Source organism: Rhodanobacter sp. A1T4 (assembly GCF_014207185.1).
In the GTDB taxonomy this organism is placed as follows: Bacteria; Pseudomonadota; Gammaproteobacteria; order Xanthomonadales; family Rhodanobacteraceae; genus Rhodanobacter.
Genome location: NZ_JACHCP010000014.1, coordinates 46,775 through 68,372, shown reverse-complemented (window position 1 = coordinate 68,372; position 21,598 = coordinate 46,775). Strand labels below are relative to the sequence as shown.

Annotated in this window: 20 protein-coding genes; 10 read left to right on the top strand and 10 right to left on the bottom strand. The window is 60.3% G+C overall.

The features are described from left to right. Window positions 1-330: 330 nt before the first annotated feature. Complete coding sequence (locus tag HDE80_RS21340; RefSeq protein WP_184674264.1) at window positions 331-516, bottom strand: hypothetical protein; 186 nt, start codon at window positions 514-516, stop codon at window positions 331-333. A 109-nt stretch (window positions 517-625) separates the two neighbouring features. Continuing rightward, window positions 626-820 carry a rubredoxin gene (locus tag HDE80_RS21335; RefSeq protein ID WP_184602566.1) on the bottom strand — a complete coding sequence of 65 codons (195 nt, stop codon included), beginning with the start codon at window positions 818-820 and terminating at the stop codon, window positions 626-628. A 110-nt stretch (window positions 821-930) separates the two neighbouring features. Between HDE80_RS21335 and thiE the strand changes: the two genes are divergently transcribed. Continuing rightward, window positions 931-1,581 (top strand): thiamine phosphate synthase, encoded by a 651-nt coding sequence (gene thiE / locus HDE80_RS21330; RefSeq protein WP_184674263.1) that lies wholly within the window; start codon window positions 931-933, stop codon window positions 1,579-1,581. Beyond that, window positions 1,578-2,861, top strand: coding sequence for a glutamate-1-semialdehyde 2,1-aminomutase (gene hemL / locus HDE80_RS21325; protein ID WP_184674261.1), 1,284 nt, complete (start codon window positions 1,578-1,580; stop codon window positions 2,859-2,861). The genes thiE and hemL overlap by 4 nt, the downstream gene beginning before the upstream one ends. A gap of 57 nt (window positions 2,862-2,918) precedes the next feature. On the opposite strand, the gene HDE80_RS21320 is transcribed toward hemL, so the two are convergent. The 6 genes from HDE80_RS21320 to HDE80_RS21295 form a co-directional block, all read right to left on the bottom strand. Next, window positions 2,919-3,338, bottom strand: a complete 420-nt coding sequence (locus HDE80_RS21320) for a lactoylglutathione lyase (RefSeq protein ID WP_184674259.1) — start codon at window positions 3,336-3,338, stop codon at window positions 2,919-2,921. A gap of 39 nt (window positions 3,339-3,377) precedes the next feature. Then, complete coding sequence (locus HDE80_RS21315) at window positions 3,378-4,694, bottom strand: acetylornithine/succinylornithine family transaminase (protein WP_184674257.1); 1,317 nt, start codon at window positions 4,692-4,694, stop codon at window positions 3,378-3,380. Between the two features lie 75 nt (window positions 4,695-4,769). After that, complete coding sequence (locus tag HDE80_RS21310) at window positions 4,770-5,588, bottom strand: NAD(P)-dependent oxidoreductase (protein WP_184674255.1); 819 nt, start codon at window positions 5,586-5,588, stop codon at window positions 4,770-4,772. Window positions 5,589-5,646: 58 nt separating this feature from the next. Continuing rightward, complete coding sequence (locus HDE80_RS21305; RefSeq protein ID WP_184602572.1) at window positions 5,647-6,249, bottom strand: LON peptidase substrate-binding domain-containing protein; 603 nt, start codon at window positions 6,247-6,249, stop codon at window positions 5,647-5,649. 111 nt (window positions 6,250-6,360) lie between these two features. After that, complete coding sequence (gene mpl / locus HDE80_RS21300; protein ID WP_184674253.1) at window positions 6,361-7,764, bottom strand: UDP-N-acetylmuramate:L-alanyl-gamma-D-glutamyl-meso-diaminopimelate ligase; 1,404 nt, start codon at window positions 7,762-7,764, stop codon at window positions 6,361-6,363. Between the two features lie 94 nt (window positions 7,765-7,858). Further along, a complete protein-coding gene (locus HDE80_RS21295) occupies window positions 7,859-8,443 on the bottom strand; it encodes an adenylate kinase (RefSeq protein ID WP_184674251.1) in 585 nt (194 codons plus the stop codon). 213 nt (window positions 8,444-8,656) lie between these two features. Between HDE80_RS21295 and HDE80_RS21290 the strand changes: the two genes are divergently transcribed. The 6 genes from HDE80_RS21290 to HDE80_RS21265 all read left to right on the top strand — a co-directional run bounded on the left by HDE80_RS21290 (window position 8,657) and on the right by HDE80_RS21265 (window position 17,451). After that, window positions 8,657-9,934: a 6-phosphofructokinase gene (locus HDE80_RS21290; protein ID WP_184674249.1), complete on the top strand. Its 1,278-nt coding sequence runs from the start codon at window positions 8,657-8,659 to the stop codon at window positions 9,932-9,934. A gap of 357 nt (window positions 9,935-10,291) precedes the next feature. Then, complete coding sequence (locus HDE80_RS21285; RefSeq protein WP_184674247.1) at window positions 10,292-12,349, top strand: sodium-translocating pyrophosphatase; 2,058 nt, start codon at window positions 10,292-10,294, stop codon at window positions 12,347-12,349. A gap of 223 nt (window positions 12,350-12,572) precedes the next feature. Further along, window positions 12,573-14,663 carry a prolyl oligopeptidase family serine peptidase gene (locus HDE80_RS21280; protein WP_255484067.1) on the top strand — a complete coding sequence of 697 codons (2,091 nt, stop codon included), beginning with the start codon at window positions 12,573-12,575 and terminating at the stop codon, window positions 14,661-14,663. 148 nt (window positions 14,664-14,811) lie between these two features. Then, a complete protein-coding gene (locus HDE80_RS21275; protein ID WP_184674243.1) occupies window positions 14,812-15,666 on the top strand; it encodes a 2OG-Fe(II) oxygenase in 855 nt (284 codons plus the stop codon). Window positions 15,667-15,757: 91 nt separating this feature from the next. Then, window positions 15,758-16,294 (top strand): inorganic diphosphatase, encoded by a 537-nt coding sequence (gene ppa, locus HDE80_RS21270; protein WP_184602579.1) that lies wholly within the window; start codon window positions 15,758-15,760, stop codon window positions 16,292-16,294. 140 nt (window positions 16,295-16,434) lie between these two features. Beyond that, on the top strand, window positions 16,435-17,451 hold the full coding sequence (locus tag HDE80_RS21265) for a zinc-binding alcohol dehydrogenase family protein (RefSeq protein WP_184674241.1): 1,017 nt from the start codon (window positions 16,435-16,437) through the stop codon (window positions 17,449-17,451). 85 nt (window positions 17,452-17,536) lie between these two features. On the opposite strand, the gene HDE80_RS21260 is transcribed toward HDE80_RS21265, so the two are convergent. Continuing rightward, window positions 17,537-18,133, bottom strand: a complete 597-nt coding sequence (locus HDE80_RS21260; protein WP_184674239.1) for a ferritin-like domain-containing protein — start codon at window positions 18,131-18,133, stop codon at window positions 17,537-17,539. A gap of 391 nt (window positions 18,134-18,524) precedes the next feature. Next, window positions 18,525-19,175, bottom strand: coding sequence for a TetR/AcrR family transcriptional regulator (locus HDE80_RS21255; RefSeq protein ID WP_255484061.1), 651 nt, complete (start codon window positions 19,173-19,175; stop codon window positions 18,525-18,527). A 283-nt stretch (window positions 19,176-19,458) separates the two neighbouring features. On the opposite strand from HDE80_RS21255, the gene HDE80_RS21250 reads away from it, so the two are divergent. Further along, the gene (locus HDE80_RS21250; RefSeq protein ID WP_184674237.1) at window positions 19,459-20,118 is read left to right on the top strand and encodes a protein-L-isoaspartate O-methyltransferase; all 660 of its coding nucleotides are present in this window, start codon (window positions 19,459-19,461) and stop codon (window positions 20,116-20,118) included. 34 nt (window positions 20,119-20,152) lie between these two features. Next, window positions 20,153-21,580 carry a TolC family outer membrane protein gene (locus HDE80_RS21245; RefSeq protein WP_184602582.1) on the top strand — a complete coding sequence of 476 codons (1,428 nt, stop codon included), beginning with the start codon at window positions 20,153-20,155 and terminating at the stop codon, window positions 21,578-21,580. Window positions 21,581-21,598: the final 18 nt, after the last annotated feature.

The window sequence follows — 21,598 nt, the reverse complement described above, 5'->3', positions numbered from 1 at the left end:
TCAACCACTTGCAACCGATTCCTCGTGTTGCGTCCCGAACGTTTCGTCCGAGGTGAGCCGCCCATTCTATATCGTTTTTTGTGGCCGTCAACACCGTTGATGAAGATATTTTTCATCGCTGCGTTTGTCGGAACCTTCGAAGAAACACGTTTCGTCGAAGGGGGATGAATCATAGCGCCACGGCAGGAATCTGTGAAGAGGGCGTGTGCATATTTCTGCACACGTGACTAAGTCATGCAGTCGACTGTCCGCGTGAGGAAGGTACCCCTGCGATAAAAACTCAACGAGCGAAGCGGATGCCTACTTAGGTATGCGAGCACTGCATACGCTTTACGAAACAGACTGGCTCTCAACCGGCAAGGATTCGCAGATCAGCGCCGGTGCGACGCTCGAAAGCACTGCTGGAGCATCGCACCGACCACTACGCAACATACCAACGCGGTAAGGAACCAAGTCTTCGAGGCGTAGATGCGCCAGCGCGTCCCAGTCATCTTCGAAAGGAATGAACTGCTGCATGAGCTGCTCCCTGAATGATGTGTCGCGCGATAGTGCGCACCGACATCACAGCAGATGGCCCGGCCAATATCGTGGCGAGATCGGGCCATTCAGGGGCGCTATAGAAGCTTTAGTCGATTTCGATCATCTCGAAATCATCCTTGGTGGTACCGCAATCCGGGCAGGTCCAAGTTTCGGGTACGTCCTCCCAGCGCGTGCCAGCAGGAATGCCTTCATCGGGCACGCCGATGGTTTCGTCGTAGATATAGCCGCAGACAACACACATCCATTTGCGGTTCGCGGCTTCGGAGGAACTCTGGCTCATCGTCTGGGCTTCTTTGATCACGAGATAATGGTGCATTCTCGCAACTCGCCCAGGATTGCGAAAGCATTCGTGACAGCACACCACCCGGACTTACCCCGTAAGGAGACGATTTGAAATCGTTCGCACCATTGGCAGGTCGCGGCCTGTATGTCATTACCGACGGTCCACGACCCGACTTATTAGAAGTTGCCGCACAAGCGCTGGCTGGCGGGGCACGAGTAATGCAATACCGCGACAAGACGGTCGACGCCACACGGCGTCACGCCGAGGCCAGCGCGTTGAAGCTGCTTTGCCATTCTCATGGCGTGCCATTCATCGTCAACGCCGATGTCGCTCTTGCACTGGCTATTGGCGCCGATGGCGTGCATCTAGGCCCGGAAGACGGTGACCTTGCCAACGCGCGTGCGTTACTGGGCGATCACGCAATCATCGGCGCCTCCTGCCTTGCTTCCTTGCAGCGCGCCGAAGCGGCCATGCATGCCGGTGCAAGTTACGTGTCGTTCGGCGCGTTCTTTGATTCGCCCACCAAACCTCTGGCAGGGCGGGCATCGGTCGACTTGCTGAGGCAAACCGACGCGCTTGGCGTGGCGCGGGTAGCGATCGGCGGCATCACGCCGGACAATGGCCGGCTACTCGTCGATGCCGGTGCGAATTTTCTGGCTGCCGTCTCGGCGGTCTTCGGCGCTACCGATGTGCGCGCTGCCGCGCAACGTTTCACCGACCTGTATTCATCCGATCGCGATCACGGAACACCTGCATGACGACCAATCACGAACTCTTCCAGCGCGCACAAGGCCTGATGCCCGGCGGCGTCAACTCGCCGGTGCGCGCATTCAAATCGGTCGGCGGCGAGCCGTTCTTTACCGCACGCGCCGACGGTGCCTATCTGTGGGATGTCGAGGGCAAACGCTATATCGACTACATCGGCTCGTGGGGCCCGATGATCGTGGGCCATAACCATCCGGCAGTGCGAGAGGCCGTGGAGCAGGCAGTGAAGAACGGGCTGTCGTTCGGCACGCCCTGCCCGGCCGAAGTCACCATGGCCGAAACGATCACTCGGCTGATTCCGTCGATCGAAATGGTGCGCATGGTCAACTCCGGCACCGAGGCGACGATGTCGGCGATCCGACTGGCACGCGGCGCCACCGGGCGCAGCAAGATCGTGAAGTTCGAAGGTTGCTACCACGGCCACGGCGACAGCTTTCTGGTCAAGGCCGGTTCCGGCGCACTGACGTTTGGTGTACCGACTTCGCCAGGTGTGCCGAAGGCGAACGCCGATCTCACACTGACGCTGCCGTACAACGATCTCGATGCCGCCAAGACATTGTTTGCGGAACACGGTGGCCAGATTGCAGGACTGATCATCGAGCCGGTTGCTGGCAACATGAACTGCATTCTGCCTTTGGACGGCTATTTGCTGGTACTGCGCGAACTGTGCACTCAACACGGCGTACTCTTGATTTTCGACGAAGTGATGACCGGCTTCCGCGTAGCACTGGGCGGGGCACAAGCGCATTACGGCGTTACGCCAGACCTTACCTGCTTCGGCAAGATCATCGGCGGCGGCATGCCGGTAGGTGCCTATGGCGGCCGACGTGACCTGATGGAACAGATCGCTCCGTCGGGCCCGATTTATCAGGCAGGCACGCTCAGTGGCAATCCGGTCGCGATGGCGGCGGGACTGGCAGTACTCGAACTGATCCAGGTACCCGGCTTCCACGACGCGCTTTCCGCAAAAACGCAGTTGCTTACCGATGGACTGCAGTCGATTGCGGATGAGGAAGGCATCCCTTTCAGCACCAATCGCCTCGGCGGCATGTTTGGCCTGTTTTTCACCACCGAAAAAGTGACTGGCTATGTTCAGGCCACGACCGCCGACAGCGCGCTGTTCAACCGCTTCTTCCACGGCATGCTGAAACGCGGCGTGTATCTGGCGCCATCGGCTTTCGAGGCAGGATTCATCTCCAGCGCACACAACGAACAGGACATTGCCGACACACTGCAAACGGCTCGTGAAGCGATGCGCGATGCGCGCCTATGATTCAAACTGCCGCACGACTTTGAGTTCGTGCGGCAGGTGGCAGTCATGCCACCTGCATTACCAGACGCCGCTATTCGCCATCGACGCCCACGGCTCCTGCGGCGGCAAGTGGCCGTCCTGAAGTAGCTCTACCGAGATCAGGTCAGGCGAACGCACGAAAGCCATGTGGCCATCGCGCGGTGGGCGATGGATGGTGTAACCCATCTTCTGCAGTCGTGCGCAGGTGGCATAGATGTCATCCACGCGAAACGCAAGGTGGCCGAAATTGCGTGACGAGCCGTGGTCCTCCTCGGAGCCCCAGTTATAGGTCAGCTCGATTTCAGCTTCAGGACTTTCTTCCGCGGCGAGAAACACCAGGGTGTACTTGCCTTCGGGAACCTCCTTGCGCCGGACCTCCTGCAGACCCAGACCCTCGCAGTAAAAGCGCAGGGAGGCATCGAGGTCGTGTACGCGCACCATGCTGTGCAGGTATTTCATGGGAAGTGCTCCATCAAAATAAGCAGAGATCTCTTGCGCTCAGCGTGCCACGAAATCCCGGAGCGCCGCGTGCAGACGCGAGAGACCATCGGTTAGGTCGGTATCGGAGATGATCAGCGGCGGCACAAAACGCAGCACGTCCGGCCCCGCCTGCAACAACAGCAGGCCATGCGCAGCGGCGTGATCGAGTACATCGCCCGCTCTACCTTTGTACGCATCCGCCAGCACCGCGCCGATCATCAACCCACGACCACGCAATTCGGCGAACAGCTGCAGCTCGTTGTTGATTCGCGCCAGACCTTCGCGCAACGCACTTGCCTGCCGTCGCACGTTAGCCAGCACCACGGGCGAGGACAGCTTGGCCAGCGCTACGCGCGCCACTGCCGCGGCCATCGGATTGCCACCGAACGTGGTGCCGTGGGTACCGTATTGCATCACCTGCGCCACCTTGGCGCCGGCCAGCATGGCGCCGATCGGGAAGCCGCAGCCGAGTGCCTTGGCCAGCGTCACGATGTCGGGTGTTACCTGATCCTGCACATGCGCGAACAGCGTGCCAGTGCGACCCATGCCGCATTGGATCTCGTCCAGTACCAGCAGCGCATCGTGCTGGTCGCACAACTCGCGCACGCGTTTCAGAAAGCCTGGCGCCGCCGGCAGCACGCCGCCTTCACCCTGCACTGGTTCGAGCATCACGGCAGCCACGTCACCAGCGGCGAACGCCGCCTCAAGCGCCTCGGCGTCATTGAAGGCGAGATAGCGGAAGCCAGCCGGCAGCGGTTCGTAGCCTTCCTGATATTTAGGCTGCGCGGTCGCCGTGACCGTAGCCAATGTGCGACCGTGGAACGATCCCTGAAAAGTGAGAATAACGCGCCGCTCCGGCGGTCGGCCCTGTGCAGCCGCCCACTTGCGCACCAGCTTGATCGCCGCTTCGTTGGCCTCTGCGCCGGAGTTGCACAGGAACACGCGTTCGGCAAAGCCCGAGGCACTCACCAGCTCCTGCGCCAGATGCAGCGGCGGCTCGGTATAAAACACGTTGCTGCTGTGCCAGAGCTTCTGTGCCTGCGTGGTAAGCGCGGCGAGCAAGTCCGGATCCTGATGGCCCAGCGCGTTCACCGCGATGCCTGCACCGAAGTCGATGTAGTCGCGTCCTTCGTTGTCCCACACGCGCGATCCCTTGCCGTGATCGAGCAGCAGGTCACGCGGCTTGTAGACCGGCAACCAGTAGCGCTTGCCCAAATCGAGCAATGATGCCGTCGTGTCGCCGCCGCGCAATGGGTTTTCATCGTGCGCGCGCTCATGCAGCACATCGCTTTGAAAGGCGCTGTCGTGGGGAATGGGGTCGTTGGGTGCCTGCATGGTGTTCTCCAGCCTCGCTGCGAACGAGGCCACATCAATAAAACTTTCAGTGCGGCCAGCTTGTTGCGGCCTCGATCAATCCAGAAAAAAATCCGGCAATAAAGGGGTACCCGGCTTCACAGCATAACGATCAAAATCAGTGATGCCCTCATCGCGCAACACCTCGTCATCGATGGCGAAATGACCGGTGTAGTCACGCGACGGCCGCGTCAGTATCGCGTACGCGGCGTCGGCCACGATGTCCGGCGTGCGGCACTGCTCGGGCTTGACGCCGTCGATCATGCCGATGGCTGCTGTGGCGACCACCGTGCGCGGCCACAGCGCATTGACCGCGATACCAAGTGACGCGAACTCCGCGCTCATGCCCAGCACGCACAGGCTCATGCCGTACTTGGCGATCGTATACGCGGTGTGTTGCGCAAACCATTTCGGGTCCAGGTTGAGCGGCGGCGACAGCATCAGCACGTGCGGGTTGGCAGCCTGCTTCAGATAAGGCAGACAGCTCTGTGTGACCAGAAAAGTGCCGCGCGCGTTGACCTGCTGCATCAAGTCGAAGCGCTTCATCGGCGTCTCGGCGGTGCCAGCCAGCCAGATCGCACTGGCGTTGTTGACCACGATGTCGATGCCGCCGAAATGCTCGGCTGCCTGCGCGGCGGCGGCGCGAACCTGCTCCTCTTCGCGGATATCCACTTTGAGCGGCAGCGCATGGCCACCCGCTTCTTCGATCGCCGCGGCAGCACTGTGAATCGTCCCAGGCAATTTAGGATTGGCCACCGAACTCTTCGCGGCGATCACGATATTGGCGCCATCGCGTGCCGCACGCAGGGCAATCGCGAGGCCGATGCCGCGCGATGCACCGGTAATGAACAGGGTTTTGCCGGCTAGAGTACCCATGCGCGTGAAGTCCGTCGTGAATAGTGGTTTGGAGCGTGCCAGTCTAAAGGTTGGCGGCTCAGGCTTTCTGAAAGCGCGGCAGAATATCGCGCAGTTCAGCCAGCCGCAGCAGCGGATCGGTCAGCTCGAGCATGTGCTGCTGTTCTGTATTATCCAGCGGCAGCAGTTCGGCCAGGCGATAGCCGACCCAGCTGGCGTCCTCATAGGCACTGCGTGGCGCATCGCGCCAGTGTGGTGCCATGGTCTCGATCAATCGCTCGAGAATGCTCTGCAGCAGGGCAAATTCCACCGGCACCACAATCTCTGGTTCGGCCGGCCAGATTTCGATATCGCCGCGTAAAAGACCATCGGTGCGCACGCGGCTTCGACCCACCCGGAAACGCGAGCCACCTTTGGCAACGATACCGAGCAAGCCATCATCGTCACGATCGAAATCGTGGATATGCGCGATCGTGCCAACGGCCGCGGGTACGCTGGGATCACCGACCTCGTAACCTTGCAGGATCAGGCACACACCGAAGCCCGTGTCATGGCGCGTGCATTCGCGCACCATGTCGAGGTAACGCGGTTCGAAGATACGCAGCTGCAGCTGACCACCGGGAAACAACACCGTGTTGAGCGGAAACAGGGGCATCTCGATCAGTGGAGATTGGGCAGCCATACGGCAAGTGTAGCGAGTGCACACCCGGCGAACCACGCTGCGCGTGACCGCTGCTTCGCATTACTGTGCAGGACTTTGCGCTAGCTGGATTTGCATCACGGCGAACGCGTATCACTGATCGCGCAGGCGCTCGACGAAACGCCGTGGTGCCGCTTCGAAGCCACCGTTGGACATGAAGATGACCTGGTCGCCGGCTTTGACCTGCTCACGCAGCGCGTCGATCAGGGCATCTACCGTCGGCACTATGCTGCCACGGCCATTCAGCGCGTTCGTGACCTGGCTGGCATCCCATGCCAGTTCCGCGCGATGCAGAAAGATCACCGCGTCGGCGTCGGCCAATGACGGCGCCAGCGCATCGGCATGAGCGCCCTGACGCATCGAATTGGAGCGTGGTTCCAGCGCCACCAGAATGCGTGCGTCACCCACCCTGGCACGCAGACCGGCCAGGGTGGTGGCGATGGCGGTGGGGTGATGGGCAAAGTCGTCGTAGACGCGTACACCGTTGACTTCACCAACCAGTTCCATGCGGCGTTTGACGCTCTGGAATGTAGCGAAAGCTGTCAGCAGCTTACGTGGATCGGCACCGGCGGCCGTCGCCGCAGCCAATGCTGCCAGCGCATTCATCACACTGTGATGGCCAAGCAGTGGCCAGCGTACTTGACCAATGAGTTCGCCCGCGCGATGCACGGCAAAGGCTGAGCCGTCTGCCTCGATCAGACTGGCCTGCCAGTCGCCCCGGCCGATGCCAAAGGTTTCCACCGGTGTCCAGCAGCCCATCGCCAACACCTCGGCGAGGCGATCATCGTGGGCATTGACGATCAGCCGTCCATTTCCGGGGACCGTGCGCACCAGATGATGAAACTGGCGTTGGATCGCTGCCACGTCCGGAAAAATATCCGCGTGGTCATATTCGAGGTTGTTGAGGATCGCGATGCGCGGCCGGTAATGCACGAACTTCGAGCGCTTGTCGAAAAACGCAGTGTCGTATTCGTCGGCTTCGATCACGAATGGCTTGCCGCTGCCCAGCCGTGCTGATACGCCGAAATTACCCGGCACGCCGCCGATCAGGAAACCCGGCGAGAGATCGGCCTGCTCTCTTGAAGCCTGTCCCAATGAAGCCTGTTCCAGCAGATGTGCCAACAGGCTGGTGGTGGTGGTCTTGCCATGCGTGCCGGCTACGGCCAACACTTCACGGTCGACCAGCAACGTCTCGCCCAGCCACTGCGGACCAGAGACATAGCGCAATGACTGATCGAGCATGTATTCGACGGCGGGGTTGCCGCGAGTCATCGCGTTGCCGACGACGACAAGATCGGGCGCGACGTGATCCCGCGCCGGCTGCAGATGTTCCGCTTTATAGCCCTGCATGAGTTCGATGCCTAGCGCTTCCAGCTGGGTGCTCATCGGCGGATAGACGTTGGCATCCGACCCTTCCACTTCCAGCCCAAGCTCGCGCGCCAATGCAGCAACGCCGCCCATGAAGGTGCCGCAGATGCCGAGGATGTGCAGACGCATGGCTGGCCTTGATGGATGAATCGCGGTGCATGCTGATGGCACGCAACCAGAAGAAGTGTCGCTGACGCAGGTCGCCTCGCGGCGACCTCAAAAATCAGCCGTGGACGGCTGCTGACCTGTCCTGCAACGCGCGCTTGACGCGTGCCGTGACTTCGCTCAATTCGCCCACGCCATCGACAACCTGCAACTTGCCGCGGCGTGCGTAGAAGTCGGCAACCGGTGCGGTCTGCTCGGCGTAGATGGCCAGACGCTTGCGCACCGTATCCGGATTGTCGTCAGCACGACCTTCGGCCTTGAAGCGAATTTCGCAGCGGCTGATGATGACCTCGTTTGGCACATCGAGCTTTACGACTGCGTCCAGCGGCTGGTCGATTTTGGCCAGCAGATGATCGAGCGCATCAGCCTGAGCCAGGTTGCGCGGATAACCATCAAGGATGAAACCAGCTTTCGCGTCGTCGTGAGTCAAACGCTCGCCGAGCATGCCCAACAGGATGTCATCGGAAACCAGCTGGCCGGCGTCCATTACCGCCTTGGCCTTCAGTCCCATGGCGGTGCCCGCCGCGACGGCGGCACGCAGCATGTCGCCGGTGGAGATATGCGGCACCCCCAGTTCCGTCTTCAGACAGGTGGCCTGCGTACCTTTGCCCGAGCCGGGCGCACCAAGTAGGACCAGTCGCATAATGCTCCACACGTTTGGCAGGCTGCTGCACACTGCCGCAGCCCGCTTCATTCTCAGATTAAGCCGTCAAATTAGCGTTTGCATCGGGTGCCGTCAAACACAGGCGCCCTTTGTCATCATCCAAGTGCCTGTTGTGAAAAGATTTGCCATTCATGCTTGATACGCTCTCGCGATCAATCCGTTGCCCATCTGATTCACCTATCGAGGATGCCCATGAGCCCGACCCGCCGCCAGCCCGCCGTCACCGGCAATCTCCTGTACGCCCAGTCCGGTGGCGTGACCTCGGTGATCAACGCCACCGCCGCCGGTGTGATCGAGGCGGCGCGAACCAAGGGCGTGAAGGTGTATGCCGCGCGCAATGGCATTCTCGGCGCGCTGCGCGAGGAGTTGATCGACACCTCGAAAGAGTCGAAAGCATCGATCACCGCGCTCCGCCATACCCCCGGCGGCGCATTCGGCTCGTGCCGCTACAAGCTGAAATCGCTGGAAGCGAACCGTGCCGAGTACGAGCGGTTGATCGAGGTGTTCCGCGCGCACGACATTCGCTGGTTCCTCTACAACGGCGGCAACGACTCGGCTGACACCGCACTGAAGATCTCGCAGCTCGGCAAGTCGATGAACTACGACATCCGCTGCATCGGCGTACCCAAGACGGTGGATAACGATCTAGCCGTGACCGACTGCTGCCCTGGCTTCGGTTCGGTCGCCAAATACATCGCCATCTCCACCCGCGAAGCCAGCCTCGACGTCGCGTCGATGGCCGAGACTTCGACCAAGGTGTTCATCCTCGAAGTGATGGGCCGGCATGCGGGCTGGATCGCCGCGGCAGCGGGGCTGGCCGGCGATGGCACCGATGCGGCGCCGCACATCATCCTGTTTCCGGAGAATGTGTTCGACGAGGCCGCGTTTCTGGCCAAGGTCAAAGCGACCGTGGAGCGCGTCGGCTGGTGCACCGTGGTCGCGTCCGAAGGCGTGCGCAACGCGGCAGGCCAATTTCTTGCGGAGGCCGGCGGCCGCGATGCGTTTGGCCATGCGCAACTGGGCGGCGTGGCGCCGGTGCTGGCTGCGCTGGTGAAAGAAAAGCTGGGTTACAAATACCACTGGGCGTTGCCTGATTATCTACAGCGCTCCGCAAGACACGCCGCGTCAAAGGTCGATGCCGAGCAGGCTTACGCCGTCGGCAAAGCCGCCGTCGACTACGCGCTGAAGGGCCTGAACGCCGTAATGCCGGTGATCGTACGCACCAGCGATGCGCCATACCGCTGGACCATCGAACCCGCGCCGTTGAGCAAAGTTGCCAACCACGAAAAGAAGATGCCGAAAAGCTTCATCACCCGCGATGGATTCGGCATCACCGGGGCAGCACGCCGCTACCTGGCACCGTTGATCGGTGGCGAAGCACCGCTGCCCTATGGCAAAGATGGCCTACCCCGCTACGTCAAATTGAAAAACCTGGCGGTGGCAAAAAAGCTGGCGGACTTTGCGCAGTAAGCGAGCAGTTGGCGGGATGACAGCGATTCGCCTTGTTCAATCGGGCGAACGCTGCCTCAGGGCTCTCGGGTGATATCGGTTGCCTGATATCGATTGCCTCAGGCCTCACCTCACACCGCATCCTTCGACCTCGCTGCAGCCATTCGATGTTGATCATCAAAAATCCATCGACGGCATGCATCGACACATGCCTGCATTTCTCCGTGTCGACCTTGTGTCTGTGCGTTGCGCCGCACAACAGGATGCACAGCGTCGTCTGCCTATACTCCTAGCACCCGCCCGTACTGGACGGCTATCTCCGGGTTTACCGAAGGAAGACCCGGCACTTAGGGTGTGACTACTCGTAGGGAGGCTCCGATGCTGCAGCAATATGGCTGGTGGATTGTCGTTCTGACGTGTGCGGTGATAGCAATCATTTATGGCGCGGTTTCCGCGCGTTGGATCCTGGCGCAATCGCCAGGTAATGCGCGAATGCAGGAAATCGCAGCGGCAATCCAGGAAGGCGCCAGCGCTTACCTCAACCGCCAGTACCGCACCATCGGCATTGTCGGCGTGGTGCTGCTGCTATTAATCGGCTTCTTTTTGAACTGGCCGACGGCGATCGGCTTTCTACTGGGCGCGATCCTTTCCGGTGCGGCCGGCTATATCGGCATGAACGTGTCGGTACGCGCCAACGTGCGCACCGCTGAAGCGGCGCGACGCGGTCTCAGTCCAGCGATGGACGTGGCATTTCGCGGCGGCGCCATCACCGGCATGCTGGTGGTGGGACTCGCCCTGCTCGGTGTCGCCGGTTACTGGATCGTGCTCAACAAGATCGGCATGCATGGCGAAGTGGCGCTGCATGCACTGGTCGGACTGGCATTCGGCAGCTCGCTGATCTCGATCTTTGCGCGACTCGGCGGCGGCATTTTCACCAAAGGCGCGGACGTCGGCGCCGACCTCGTCGGCAAGGTCGAAGCCGGCATTCCCGAGGATGACCCGCGCAACCCCGCGGTGATCGCCGATAACGTCGGCGACAACGTCGGCGACTGCGCCGGCATGGCGGCGGACCTGTTCGAGACCTATGCGGTGACGGTAATCGCCACCATGTTGCTGGGCGGACTGATGAGCGAAGAAGTCGGCCCGAACGCCGTGCTCTATCCGCTGTTATTGGGAGCGGTGTCGATCATCGCGTCGATCATCGGTACGCTGTTCGTCAAGGTGAAACAGGGCGGCTCGATCATGGGCGCGTTGTACAAAGGTGTGATCGTCTCGGCAGTGCTGGCCGCGGCGGCGTTCTACCCGATTACCACCCAGCTGATGACCGGCTTCAGCCATGGCTCGATCAACCTGTGGGGATGCTCGCTGATTGGCCTGCTGCTCACCGGCGTCATCGTATGGGTCACCGAGTACTACACCGGCACGCAGTACAAGCCGGTACAGCACATCGCGGCAGCATCGACGACCGGTCACGGCACCAACATCATCGCCGGGTTGGGCGTGTCGATGAAATCGACCGCGCTGCCGGTTATTGCCGTGTGCTTTGCGATCTGGGGTGCCTTCGCGCTGGGCGGCCTGTACGGCATTGCGATTGCCGCAACGGCCATGCTTTCGATGGCGGGCATGATCGTGGCGCTGGACGCCTACGGTCCGATCACCGACAACGCCGGTGGCATTGCCGAGATGGCCGACCTGCCGCCGGAAGTGCGTGGCGTCACCGATCCGCTCGACGCGGTCGGCAACACCACCAAGGCAGTCACCAAGGGTTACGCCATCGGCTCCGCTGCACTGGCAGCGTTGGTGCTGTTTGCCGACTACACGCACAACCTCGATGTCGCCGCGCAGGCCAAGGCAGCCCTCACCGGCGCCACAGCCGTGCCGATGACGTTCGACCTGTCCGATCACATGGTGATTATCGGACTGTTGATCGGTGGCCTGATTCCCTACCTGTTCGGCGCGATGGCGATGGAAGCAGTGGGGCGTGCGGCCGGCGCGGTGGTCGAGGAAGTACGCCGCCAGTTCCGCGACATCCCCGGCATCATGCTGGGCACGGCCAAGCCGGAGTACTCGCGCGCGGTCGACATGCTGACCAAGTCGGCGATCCGCGAAATGATCGTGCCCTCGCTGCTCCCGGTCGCCGTACCGATCGTGGTCGGTCTGTTGCTCGGCCCCAAGGCGCTGGGCGGCGTGCTGATCGGCACCATCGTCACCGGCCTGTTCGTGGCGATCTCGATGACTACCGGCGGTGGTGCGTGGGACAACGCAAAGAAGTACATTGAGGACGGCCATCATGGTGGCAAGGGTTCTGAAGCCCACAAGGCGGCCGTGACCGGCGATACGGTCGGCGACCCCTACAAGGACACCGCCGGCCCCGCCGTGAATCCACTGATCAAGATCATCAACATCGTGGCCTTGCTACTGATTCCTTTGCTGTAAGGGCTTCAGCTGCTAGAAAAATCCCGCTTCGGCGGGATTTTTCTATGCGCGCATCGAATGGCTCACCCTGACTTTAGTCACAGGCGAGGATGGCCGGTCGCAGTTAGGCTCGATTGATAGCGGCCGGCGCCGCACACCGTTTTACACCCGACAACTCGCATACGAGGCGCACACGATGAAATCGGTCTGGATGATGCTGGCACTCGGCGTCACACTGGTAGGCATGAATACAACGCACGCCGACAACAGCAAACCCAATCCCGCAGCAGCCGACAACCAGGTAACCGACGATCCGTTCCTGTGGCTGGAAGACATCCATGGCGCCCGCGCGATGGATTGGGTGAAGACCGAGAACGCCAAGACCACCAAACAGTTCGTCGGCAATGCCGAGTTCGACAAGACTCGCGACAGCATTCTCGAAGTGCTCGACTCGGACGCACGCATCCCCGCGGTCAGCCGTATGGGCGATTATCTGTACAACTTCTGGCGCGACAAGGCCAACCCGCGCGGCATCTGGCGTCGCACCACGCTGACCGAGTACCGCAAGCCCACTCCGCAGTGGGAGGTCCTGCTGGACATCGATGCGCTGAACAAGGCCGAGAACAAACGCTGGGTGTTCAAGGGTTCGGATTGCCTGAAGCCGGCCTATACCCGCTGTCTGCTGTCGCTATCGCCCGATGGCGGCGATGCGGTGACCGTGCGTGAATTCGATATCCCGAGCAAATCGTTCGTCAAAGGCGGATTCGAGCTGCCGGTGGCCAAGACCCAGGCCAGCTGGATCGACGAGGACACTCTCTACGTCGGCACCGATTTCGGCCCCGGCACGATGACCGCATCGAGCTACCCACGCATCGTCAAGGAGTGGAAGCGTGGCACGCCGATCTCAGATGCGAAGACGGTGTACGAAGGCAAGACGACTGACCTGGCGGTAGGCGCGATGCACGATCGCACTCCCGGCTTCGAACGCGACTTTGTCTCGGTCGCAAAGGACTTCTTCCACAGCGAGCTCTACCAGCGAAAGAACGACAAACTCACCCGCGTCGATGTACCAACCGACGCCAGCGCCGACACGCATCGCGAATGGCTGCTCGTGCAGACGCGCTCCGAATGGACCATCGGTGGCAAGACGTATCCATCCGGTGCACTGCTGGCGGCAAACTTCGACGCATTCATGGCCGGCAAGCCCGCGTTCACCGTGTTGTTCAAGCCCGATGCGCATACCTCGCTGGAATCGTATGCATGGACCCAGCATCACCTGATCCTCGACGTACTCGATGATGTCAAGAGTCGATTGGAAGTACTCACGCCGCCAGAAAAGGCCATCACTGCCGGCGACTGGAAGCGCGAGGCCGTGCCGGGTGCGCCAGCGCTGAGCTCGATCAGCGTGGCTGATACCGACCCCGACAACAGCGACGAATACTGGCTCGACGTCACCGGCTTCCTCACCCCATCATCGCTGCAGCGCGGCGTGCTGGGCAGCGTACCCGCCGAAACGATCAAGCAGGATCCGGCATTTTTCGACGCCTCGACATTCGAGGTGAGCCAGCACTTCGTCAAATCGAAGGACGGCACCCGTGTGCCGTATTTCGAGATCGCGCCGAAAGGCATCAAGCTCGACGGCTCCAACCGTACCCTGCTCTATGGTTACGGCGGTTTCGAAGTATCGCTGTCGCCGCATTACAGCGGCAGCATCGGTCGCGCATGGCTGGATCGCGGCGGCGTCTATGTGCTGGCCAATATCCGCGGCGGCGGCGAATACGGCCCGCAATGGCATCAGGCGGCGCTGAAGGCGAATCGTCCCCGTGCCTACGAGGATTTCGCGGCCGTCGCCGAGGACCTGGTCAAACGCGGCGTCACCTCCGCCAAACACCTTGGTGCTGAAGGCGGCAGCAATGGCGGCCTGCTGATGGGCAACATGCTGACGCTGTATCCGCAGCTGTTCGGCGCGATCGCCTGCGAAGTGCCGCTGCTCGACATGAAGCGCTACACACACCTGTCGGCCGGCGCGTCGTGGATGGCTGAATATGGCAATCCGGATACCGCGGACTGGAACTTCATCAAAACGTTCTCGCCGTACCAGAACGTGAAGAAGGACGGCCATTACCCGCCGGTACTTTTCTACACCACCACCAGCGACGACCGCGTCGGACCGGTGCAGGCACGCAAGATGGCCGCAAAGATGCAGGCGATGGGTCATCCGGACGTCTGGTTCTACGAGAACCTGGAAGGCGGCCACGGTGCTGGCGCCGACAACAAGCAGGCGGCACTGATGCATGCACTGGCCTATGACTTCCTGTGGGATCAGCTGAAGTAAGGCATGCGCCAGCCGACAACGTCAACGAGCCGGCATTTGCCGGCTCGTTGGTATGGAGGCAGCCGCAAATTTTGGCTTGTCCTCACGAATTTCACTCGCAGCCACGGCTAAAGTAAGCTCTCAACGTTATCGATCAGCTCAAGCCGCCATGAACTCACGCCCATCGATCCGCCCCGAACTGCGCGAATGGATTCTCTCCACGACGCGTGCCGGTCATAGCGTGCCGGAAGTGCTGCAGCTGATGAAACAAAGCGGCTACGACCCGCGCCAGAGCCGCAGCATCGTGGCTGACGTGCTGAAAATCCCTGTGGCGACGCTGAATTCGACGACCGTGCCGACTTCAACAAGCACGCAGCAGGCCAGGCGAACCAGGCATCCCGAAGCACCCAGCGTCAGCGTCGACGGCCATCGTGTCGACATATCGCTCAGCGTGAATAAGCCAGCCCTGCGGGTTCTGGATGGCATTCTCTCGGAAAATGAGTGCGCCGAGCTCATCGAGCTGGCGCGACCGCGGCTGAAGCGCGCGATGACCGTCGATACCGACGGCAAAAACCAGGTCGATCACCGTCGCACCAGCGAGGGCATGTTTTTCACCCTCAACGAACTGCCGCTGATCGGCAAGATCGAACGGCGCCTCGCCACCCTGCTCGATATGCCCGTCAGCCACGGCGAAGGCTTGCAGATCCTGCATTACCTGCCCGGTCAGGAGTACGAGCCGCACTTCGACTGGTTCGATCCCCAGCTACCCGGCTTCGGCACCATCACCGCGGTGGGCGGGCAGCGTATCGCCAGTATCGTGATCTACCTGAACACGCCCGAGGGCGGCGGTGGCACCGCGTTTCCGGAAATTGGCCTCACAGTGACCGCACGGCGCGGCTCAGCGGTCTATTTCGCCTACGACAGCGGAGACCAGAGTTCGCTGCATGCAGGCCTGCCGGTAACCAGGGGCGAAAAATGGATCGCGACCAAATGGCTGCGTGAAAGGCCTTATAAAAAGACCTGATGAGTGGGCGGCGATGGCCGCGCTGCTGCGTCGCAACAGCGTTTCGCGTATCCTCAACGGCCAACTTTTTCAAAAAACCAAGGACAAATCCATGGGACTGCATCTCGTCTCCGCCGGCCGCGACGTGCCGAACGAAATCAACGTCATCATCGAAATTCCCAAGGATGCCGAGCCGGTCAAATACGAAGTTGAGAAGGAAAGCGGCGCGATATTTGTCGACCGTATCCTCTCGACGCCGATGCGTTACCCGTGCAATTACGGTTACGTGCCAGGCACGCTGGGTGGTGACGGTGATCCGCTGGACGCGCTGGTGATCCTGCCGCTACCGCTGATTCCGGGTGCGGTGATCCGTTGCCATCCCGTCGGCATGCTCAAGATGACCGACGAGGCCGGCAGTGACGAAAAGCTGGTAGTGATTCCGACTGCCAAGGTATTCCCCGGTTATGCACACATCACCGACATGAGCGGTGTGTCGGGGCATTGGCTGGAGCGCATCGGCCACTTTTTCGAGCACTACAAGGATCTGGAAAAAGGTAAATGGGTCAAGGTTGAAGGCTGGGTCAGTGCTGACGAAGCCAAGGCCGAAATCCTGGCCGGCGTGCAGCGTTACCTGCAGGACAAGCACTGATCGCGGTTAGCATCATCCCGCATTGATGCATCGGCGCGGCGTTTTCGAGAGAAGCGTCGCGCTTTTTTATACCCGACAAGCGACCGTATGCTCACTTTGTCGCCGCTATGCTTTCCCGCCATCCGCCTACGGAGCCCGCCATGAAAGCCGTCGCCCTCACCCACTATCTACCAATCGACGATCCGCGTTCACTGATCGACGTCGAGCTTCCCAAGCCGGTCGCTGGCGGTCACGATTTGCTCGTACGCGTGGAAGCCGTTTCAGTCAATCCTGTCGATACCAAGGTGCGCTCACCCAAATCGCAGGTGGAAAGCGAACCGCGTGTCTTGGGTTACGACGCCGCCGGCATCGTCGATGCCATTGGCGAGTCGGTCACCGGCTTCAACGTCGGCGAGCGCGTCTACTACGCTGGTGACATTACTCGGTCCGGCAGCAATGCCCAGTACCAGCTGGTCGATGCCCGCATCGTGGGACACGCGCCAAAATCCATGGACATGGCTGATGCCGCCGCAATGCCGCTGACGACAATCACTGTGTGGGAGCTGCTGTTTCAGCGCATGCCGTTTGACAGTGAACGCGGCGGCGAAGGCAAGTCGCTGCTGATCATTGCCGGCGCCGGTGGCGTAGGCTCGATAGCCATCCAGCTGGCGCGTCGAGCGGGCTTTACGGTTATCGCCACCGCGTCACGCGCGGATACATCCGACTGGTGTCGCTCCATGGGCGCCCATCACGTGATCGACCATCGTCAGCCGCTGCCAGCGCAGTTGCAGGCACTGGACTTTGCGGAAGTGGATGCCGTATTGAACTTCGCCAACACCGATCATTACTGGACAACGATCGGCGAGATTCTGGCACCGCAGGGCCATGTCGGACTGATCGTCGAACCGAGCGGTGCATTGCACATTGGCGATCCCTATAAATCCAAATGCATCGGCATCCACTGGGAGATGATGTTCGCGCGCGCGCGCTACAAGACAGCGGACCAGAGCGAACAGGGGCGCATTCTTGAGCGTGTGGCGGTATTGATCGATGCTGGCGAACTTCGCGGCACGCGCACCGAAACGCTTGCGCCTATTTCAGCGAGCACGCTGCGTGAAGCACATCGACAACTGGAGTCCGGTAAAACGATCGGTAAATTGGTGCTGGCCGGCTGGTAGCCGATTCAGCTAGATAGAAATTGAGTTAAATAGAAAACCGACTAAATAAAAAAGCGACGAATTCGTCGCTTTTTTATTTCTCCAGCTAGCTGGCCTTGGCAACAGGCCTTTTGCCTGGCGCCGGCTTGGCCGGCTCGCCCTTTTTGCCCAGTTGCTCCAGCAGCGTGTTCATGTCCTCGGCGTGCTCCTCCTCCATCGCCAGGATGCCTTCCAGCATACGGCGTGTGGTCGGATCATCCGTGCCGACGTAGTCGATGATTTCACGGTAGCTGTCGATCGCGATGCGTTCGGCAACCAGGTCTTCCTTGATCATGTCGACCAGATCGACTCCTTCAACATAATCCGCATGGCTGCGGCTGAGCATGCCCTCGGGGGAAAGGTTCGGCTTGCCGTCGAGCTGGGTGATACGTTCGGCGATCAGGTCAGCATGACCTTGTTCCTCGTTCGCGTGCTCAAGAAACTCGGACTTCACGCTCTGCGAATTGATGCCCGACGCCATGTAGTAGTGGTACTTGTAACGCAACACGCAAACCAGTTCGGTCGCCAGCGCATGGTTGAGCAGCTTCACCACAGTAGCGCGATCTGCGCTGTAACCTGCAGTCATCGCACCTTGCTCAATGTCCTTTCGCGCGCGCTTGCGAATGTTTTCAATGTCGGTGACGAACGGCTTGGCCTTGGCCATGGCTTGCTCTCCTGAAGTGCGTGATTTGCGATACGTGGAAAGTACCGACTTGAACAATCGTCGATACCACCGAGTCGCCACAGCCTAAGAACGCGCATGGAAAAGCCAAGTGAAGGCGGCTGCGTATGGCTGACGTAATCGCAACATGTATCTGCGCATCCAGCGATCCTGGAGCAAGACAAGATTCGCCCGAGGGCTCGGGCAGCTGGGCTTTGGCTCAGCGGGTTCTGCCAACAATTTGCCGGGGCGCATCCAGTTTGGACCAGGTAGCCGCTAAGGCGGCAGCGCCCTTCTGTCGCCGGGATGATGGCGGTTTTACAACTTAGGTCAGGATGACCAGCAACACCTTGCTCCAAAGCAACTGTCACAAAGTGCTGGCAAGTGCGTAATCTCAGCGAACGCGATAGGCACGCAGGAAAGTAACCACACCCGCACGCGCCATGGTTTCGATTTCCGCCGCCGCAGTGTCCGGGCATTCATCGCAAGCGCACAGCCGGCGAAGCAGCAGGTCGCCCTTGATCAGCGAAATGAATTGAATGCTCGCCGTCTTGACGCACGGGATATCCAGGACACCATCGTCAACCGCGTGCTGCAGCAGTTGCTCCATCAGGCGGTGAGTGCGCGCCGGGCCTTCTTCCCACAGCAGCTTGCCGTAGCGAGGATTGCCTTGCCGGCAGTCGCTGAGGATGGCGCGGAAGGTACCGACGCTTTCCTTTTCGCAGTCAATTTGCATGTGCGCGTGGGAAATTTTTTTCAGGGTTTCGCTGATATCGATGCGCGGGTCGTATGCATAAATCTCTTCCGGCAGCCAATCCTGCACGCGGGAGCGAATCACTTCGCGAAAAAGGTTGTCCTTGTCACCGAAATGGCTGTACACGGTGAGTTTGGACACGCCAGCATCCGCGGCGATCGCATCCATGCTGGTTCCGGCAAAGGCATTGCTAATGAACAACGCCTTCGCGGCGGCAAGAATCGCCGCACGCTTCTCCATGTCCTTCGGGCGGCCCGGCCCCTGAGGTCTGATTTGCGCGCTGATGCTCATGCCCGCACCTTCACAAATGATGATTCGAGCTTTATTATACGCAGCGGTTCAATTATTTTCCAAATGACCTGAGTGAAAGCGTTCATGAAGCTGTTGAAGGATTCGTTCAGCCTTCGAGCCACGCGCCATGTGACGGGAGTCAGTAGCTTGCGGTGACTTCCGGCACTTCGAAGGCTGTGACACAACCGGCAGGCTGTGACCTGTGTCTTGCCTGCATTGTCGGACTCGCGTTCGAACATTTATCCTATTCCACCTCATTTGATCGGCACGGGACGTAAGCAAGATGGCAATGAATTTCGATCAAGCGCGCTTGAACATGGTGGAAAACCAGGTACGTCCCTGGGAAGTGCTGGATGGCCGCGTGCTTGACGTGATCGGCAACGTGCATCGCGAAGATTTTGTTGCTGCAGCGCACCGCCAGCTGGCATTCGCCGACTTGTGTCTGCCGCTGGGACACGGCGAAGTGATGATGAAACCGGTGGTCGAAGGTCGCGTGCTGCAGGCGCTGGATTTACAGCCGACCGACCACGTGCTTGAGATTGGCACTGGTTCCGGCTTTCTTACCGCCTGCCTCGCCAGCTTATCAGCCAAGGTCACCAGCGTGGACATCCATGCCGACTTCACCGTGGCCGCGACCAAGCGATTGCAAGACGCAGGCTTCACCAACACTAGTCTTGTTACGGGCGAAGCGGTTAACGGCTGGCAGCCGAACGAGCTGTTCGATGTGCTTGTGGTGACCGGCGCCGTGTCATCGATCCCGGCACGCTGGCTGACCTGGTTGAAGACCGATGCACGCGCGCTGATTGTGCGCGGCCAATCGCCCGTGCAACACGCCACTTTGCTGACACACGAAGGCGCAGGCCGCTACCGTGAAGAAACGCTTTTTGAAACCGATCTGCCTTATCTGACCCATGCCGAACCGCTGAAGCGTTTCGTCTTTTGATCCTGCTCCCGACCGATTCCCCACGAGGCACTCCATGCGTTTGAAGCTGCTCACCTTGGCGTTGGCTCTCGCCGCCATTTCGCTGCCTAGTCACGGCGAGGATCTGCTCGACGCCTATCGTCAAGCACGTGCCAACGATCCTGTGCTGCAACAGGCTGACGCGACTAACCTATCGACTCGTGAAGGTGTACCCCAGGCTCGGGCTTTATTGCTGCCGCAGATATCGGCCAGTCTTGGACTTACCCAGTCGAGCGGTGGAAGCAGCAGTAGCTCGAGCAGTAGTGCATCGGATACTGACTATCTCTGCAATGGCATCGCTGCGGGAACCGGAACGTATACCTGCACCGGCCCATTCTCAGACAGCAGTGTTGGCGGCACCTCCAACAGTGGTCACGAGCGCGCGCGCAGTCTGTCGGGCCAAATCGATCAGGTCATATTCGATTTCAGCAAGATTGCCGACCTGAAGGCTGCCCACTCCACCGCAGACGCCGGGGAGCAGACTTACCAGTCCGCTGTACAAGACTTGTATGTGCGCGTCTCCACGGCTTATTTCGGCATATTGACTGACGAGGACGCGCTGACCTTCGCAAAGGCCAACGAAGACGCCTTTAAAAAGCAATACGATCAGGCAGACGCGCAGTACAAAGCAGGTATCGCGGCGATCACCGGCGCTTACCAGGCGAAAGCCGCCTATGAAGCCGCCAAGGCGCAAACCATTACCGCCCAGAACACCCTCAGCGATGCACGCGAGGCGCTGACCCAGATCACCGGCCAGCCGGTCGGCGATCTGAAGAAACTGCGCGATGATCTGCCGCTGGATCCGCCCGTACCCGCTGATCCCAACGCATGGGTGCAGGACGCGATTAAATACAACCCAAGCATATTGTCACAGCAGTACAGCGTTACGGCTGCCGAACACGACATCACTGCTGCACGGGCCGGCCACCTACCGACCATCAATGCCACTGCGAGCCGATCGAAGACAACCGACTGGCTGCAAAATGGAAGCGCGGCGGCAATTTCCGGCAACGGTCGCTTCGGCAACACGATCGGAGTGACATTATCAGTACCGATTTTCTCCGGCGGTGCCGTGCAATCCCGCGTTCGCCAGTCCATCTACGAGCGTGACGCCGCGCAGGATTCACTGGAGTCAGAGCGCCGGCTGGTGGTTCGGACTACGCTGAACTACTACCGCTCCGTACTGGCCGACATCGAAGAAGTTCGATCGGGCAAGTCCGCCGTGGAATCCGGGCAAAAGGCGTTGGACGCCACCCGCGCCGGATTCAACGTCGGCACGCAAACCATCATCGACGTATTGAATGCCATCCAGACACTGACTTCGGCACAAAATAACTATTCGCAGGCGCGGCATCAGTTTGTTTTGGACAAACTGAATCTGAGGTACTCCACTGGCAGGGTCGAGTACAAGGACATCGAGGCGGCCAACGTGCTCTTACAGTAAAAGCTGCTACGTCAGCTG

What these genes read in the sequence shown, in the direction of transcription:
- HDE80_RS21320 (WP_184674259.1), bottom strand. Translation starts at nt 3,338, where the DNA reads ATGAAATACCTGCACAGCATGGTGCGCGTACACGACCTCGATGCCTCC.
- hemL (WP_184674261.1), top strand. Translation starts at nt 1,578, where the DNA reads ATGACGACCAATCACGAACTCTTCCAGCGCGCACAAGGCCTGATGCCC.
- HDE80_RS21280 (WP_255484067.1), top strand. Translation starts at nt 12,573, where the DNA reads ATGAATACAACGCACGCCGACAACAGCAAACCCAATCCCGCAGCAGCC.
- HDE80_RS21310 (WP_184674255.1), bottom strand. Translation starts at nt 5,588, where the DNA reads ATGGGTACTCTAGCCGGCAAAACCCTGTTCATTACCGGTGCATCGCGC.
- HDE80_RS21315 (WP_184674257.1), bottom strand. Translation starts at nt 4,694, where the DNA reads ATGCAGGCACCCAACGACCCCATTCCCCACGACAGCGCCTTTCAAAGC.
- mpl (WP_184674253.1), bottom strand. Translation starts at nt 7,764, where the DNA reads ATGCGTCTGCACATCCTCGGCATCTGCGGCACCTTCATGGGCGGCGTT.
- HDE80_RS21290 (WP_184674249.1), top strand. Translation starts at nt 8,657, where the DNA reads ATGAGCCCGACCCGCCGCCAGCCCGCCGTCACCGGCAATCTCCTGTAC.
- HDE80_RS21285 (WP_184674247.1), top strand. Translation starts at nt 10,292, where the DNA reads ATGCTGCAGCAATATGGCTGGTGGATTGTCGTTCTGACGTGTGCGGTG.
- HDE80_RS21260 (WP_184674239.1), bottom strand. Translation starts at nt 18,133, where the DNA reads ATGGCCAAGGCCAAGCCGTTCGTCACCGACATTGAAAACATTCGCAAG.
- HDE80_RS21250 (WP_184674237.1), top strand. Translation starts at nt 19,459, where the DNA reads ATGGCAATGAATTTCGATCAAGCGCGCTTGAACATGGTGGAAAACCAG.
- HDE80_RS21340 (WP_184674264.1), bottom strand. Translation starts at nt 516, where the DNA reads ATGCAGCAGTTCATTCCTTTCGAAGATGACTGGGACGCGCTGGCGCAT.
- HDE80_RS21295 (WP_184674251.1), bottom strand. Translation starts at nt 8,443, where the DNA reads ATGCGACTGGTCCTACTTGGTGCGCCCGGCTCGGGCAAAGGTACGCAG.
- ppa (WP_184602579.1), top strand. Translation starts at nt 15,758, where the DNA reads ATGGGACTGCATCTCGTCTCCGCCGGCCGCGACGTGCCGAACGAAATC.
- HDE80_RS21245 (WP_184602582.1), top strand. Translation starts at nt 20,153, where the DNA reads ATGCGTTTGAAGCTGCTCACCTTGGCGTTGGCTCTCGCCGCCATTTCG.
- HDE80_RS21335 (WP_184602566.1), bottom strand. Translation starts at nt 820, where the DNA reads ATGAGCCAGAGTTCCTCCGAAGCCGCGAACCGCAAATGGATGTGTGTT.
- HDE80_RS21265 (WP_184674241.1), top strand. Translation starts at nt 16,435, where the DNA reads ATGAAAGCCGTCGCCCTCACCCACTATCTACCAATCGACGATCCGCGT.
- HDE80_RS21305 (WP_184602572.1), bottom strand. Translation starts at nt 6,249, where the DNA reads ATGGCTGCCCAATCTCCACTGATCGAGATGCCCCTGTTTCCGCTCAAC.
- HDE80_RS21255 (WP_255484061.1), bottom strand. Translation starts at nt 19,175, where the DNA reads ATGAGCATCAGCGCGCAAATCAGACCTCAGGGGCCGGGCCGCCCGAAG.
- HDE80_RS21275 (WP_184674243.1), top strand. Translation starts at nt 14,812, where the DNA reads ATGAACTCACGCCCATCGATCCGCCCCGAACTGCGCGAATGGATTCTC.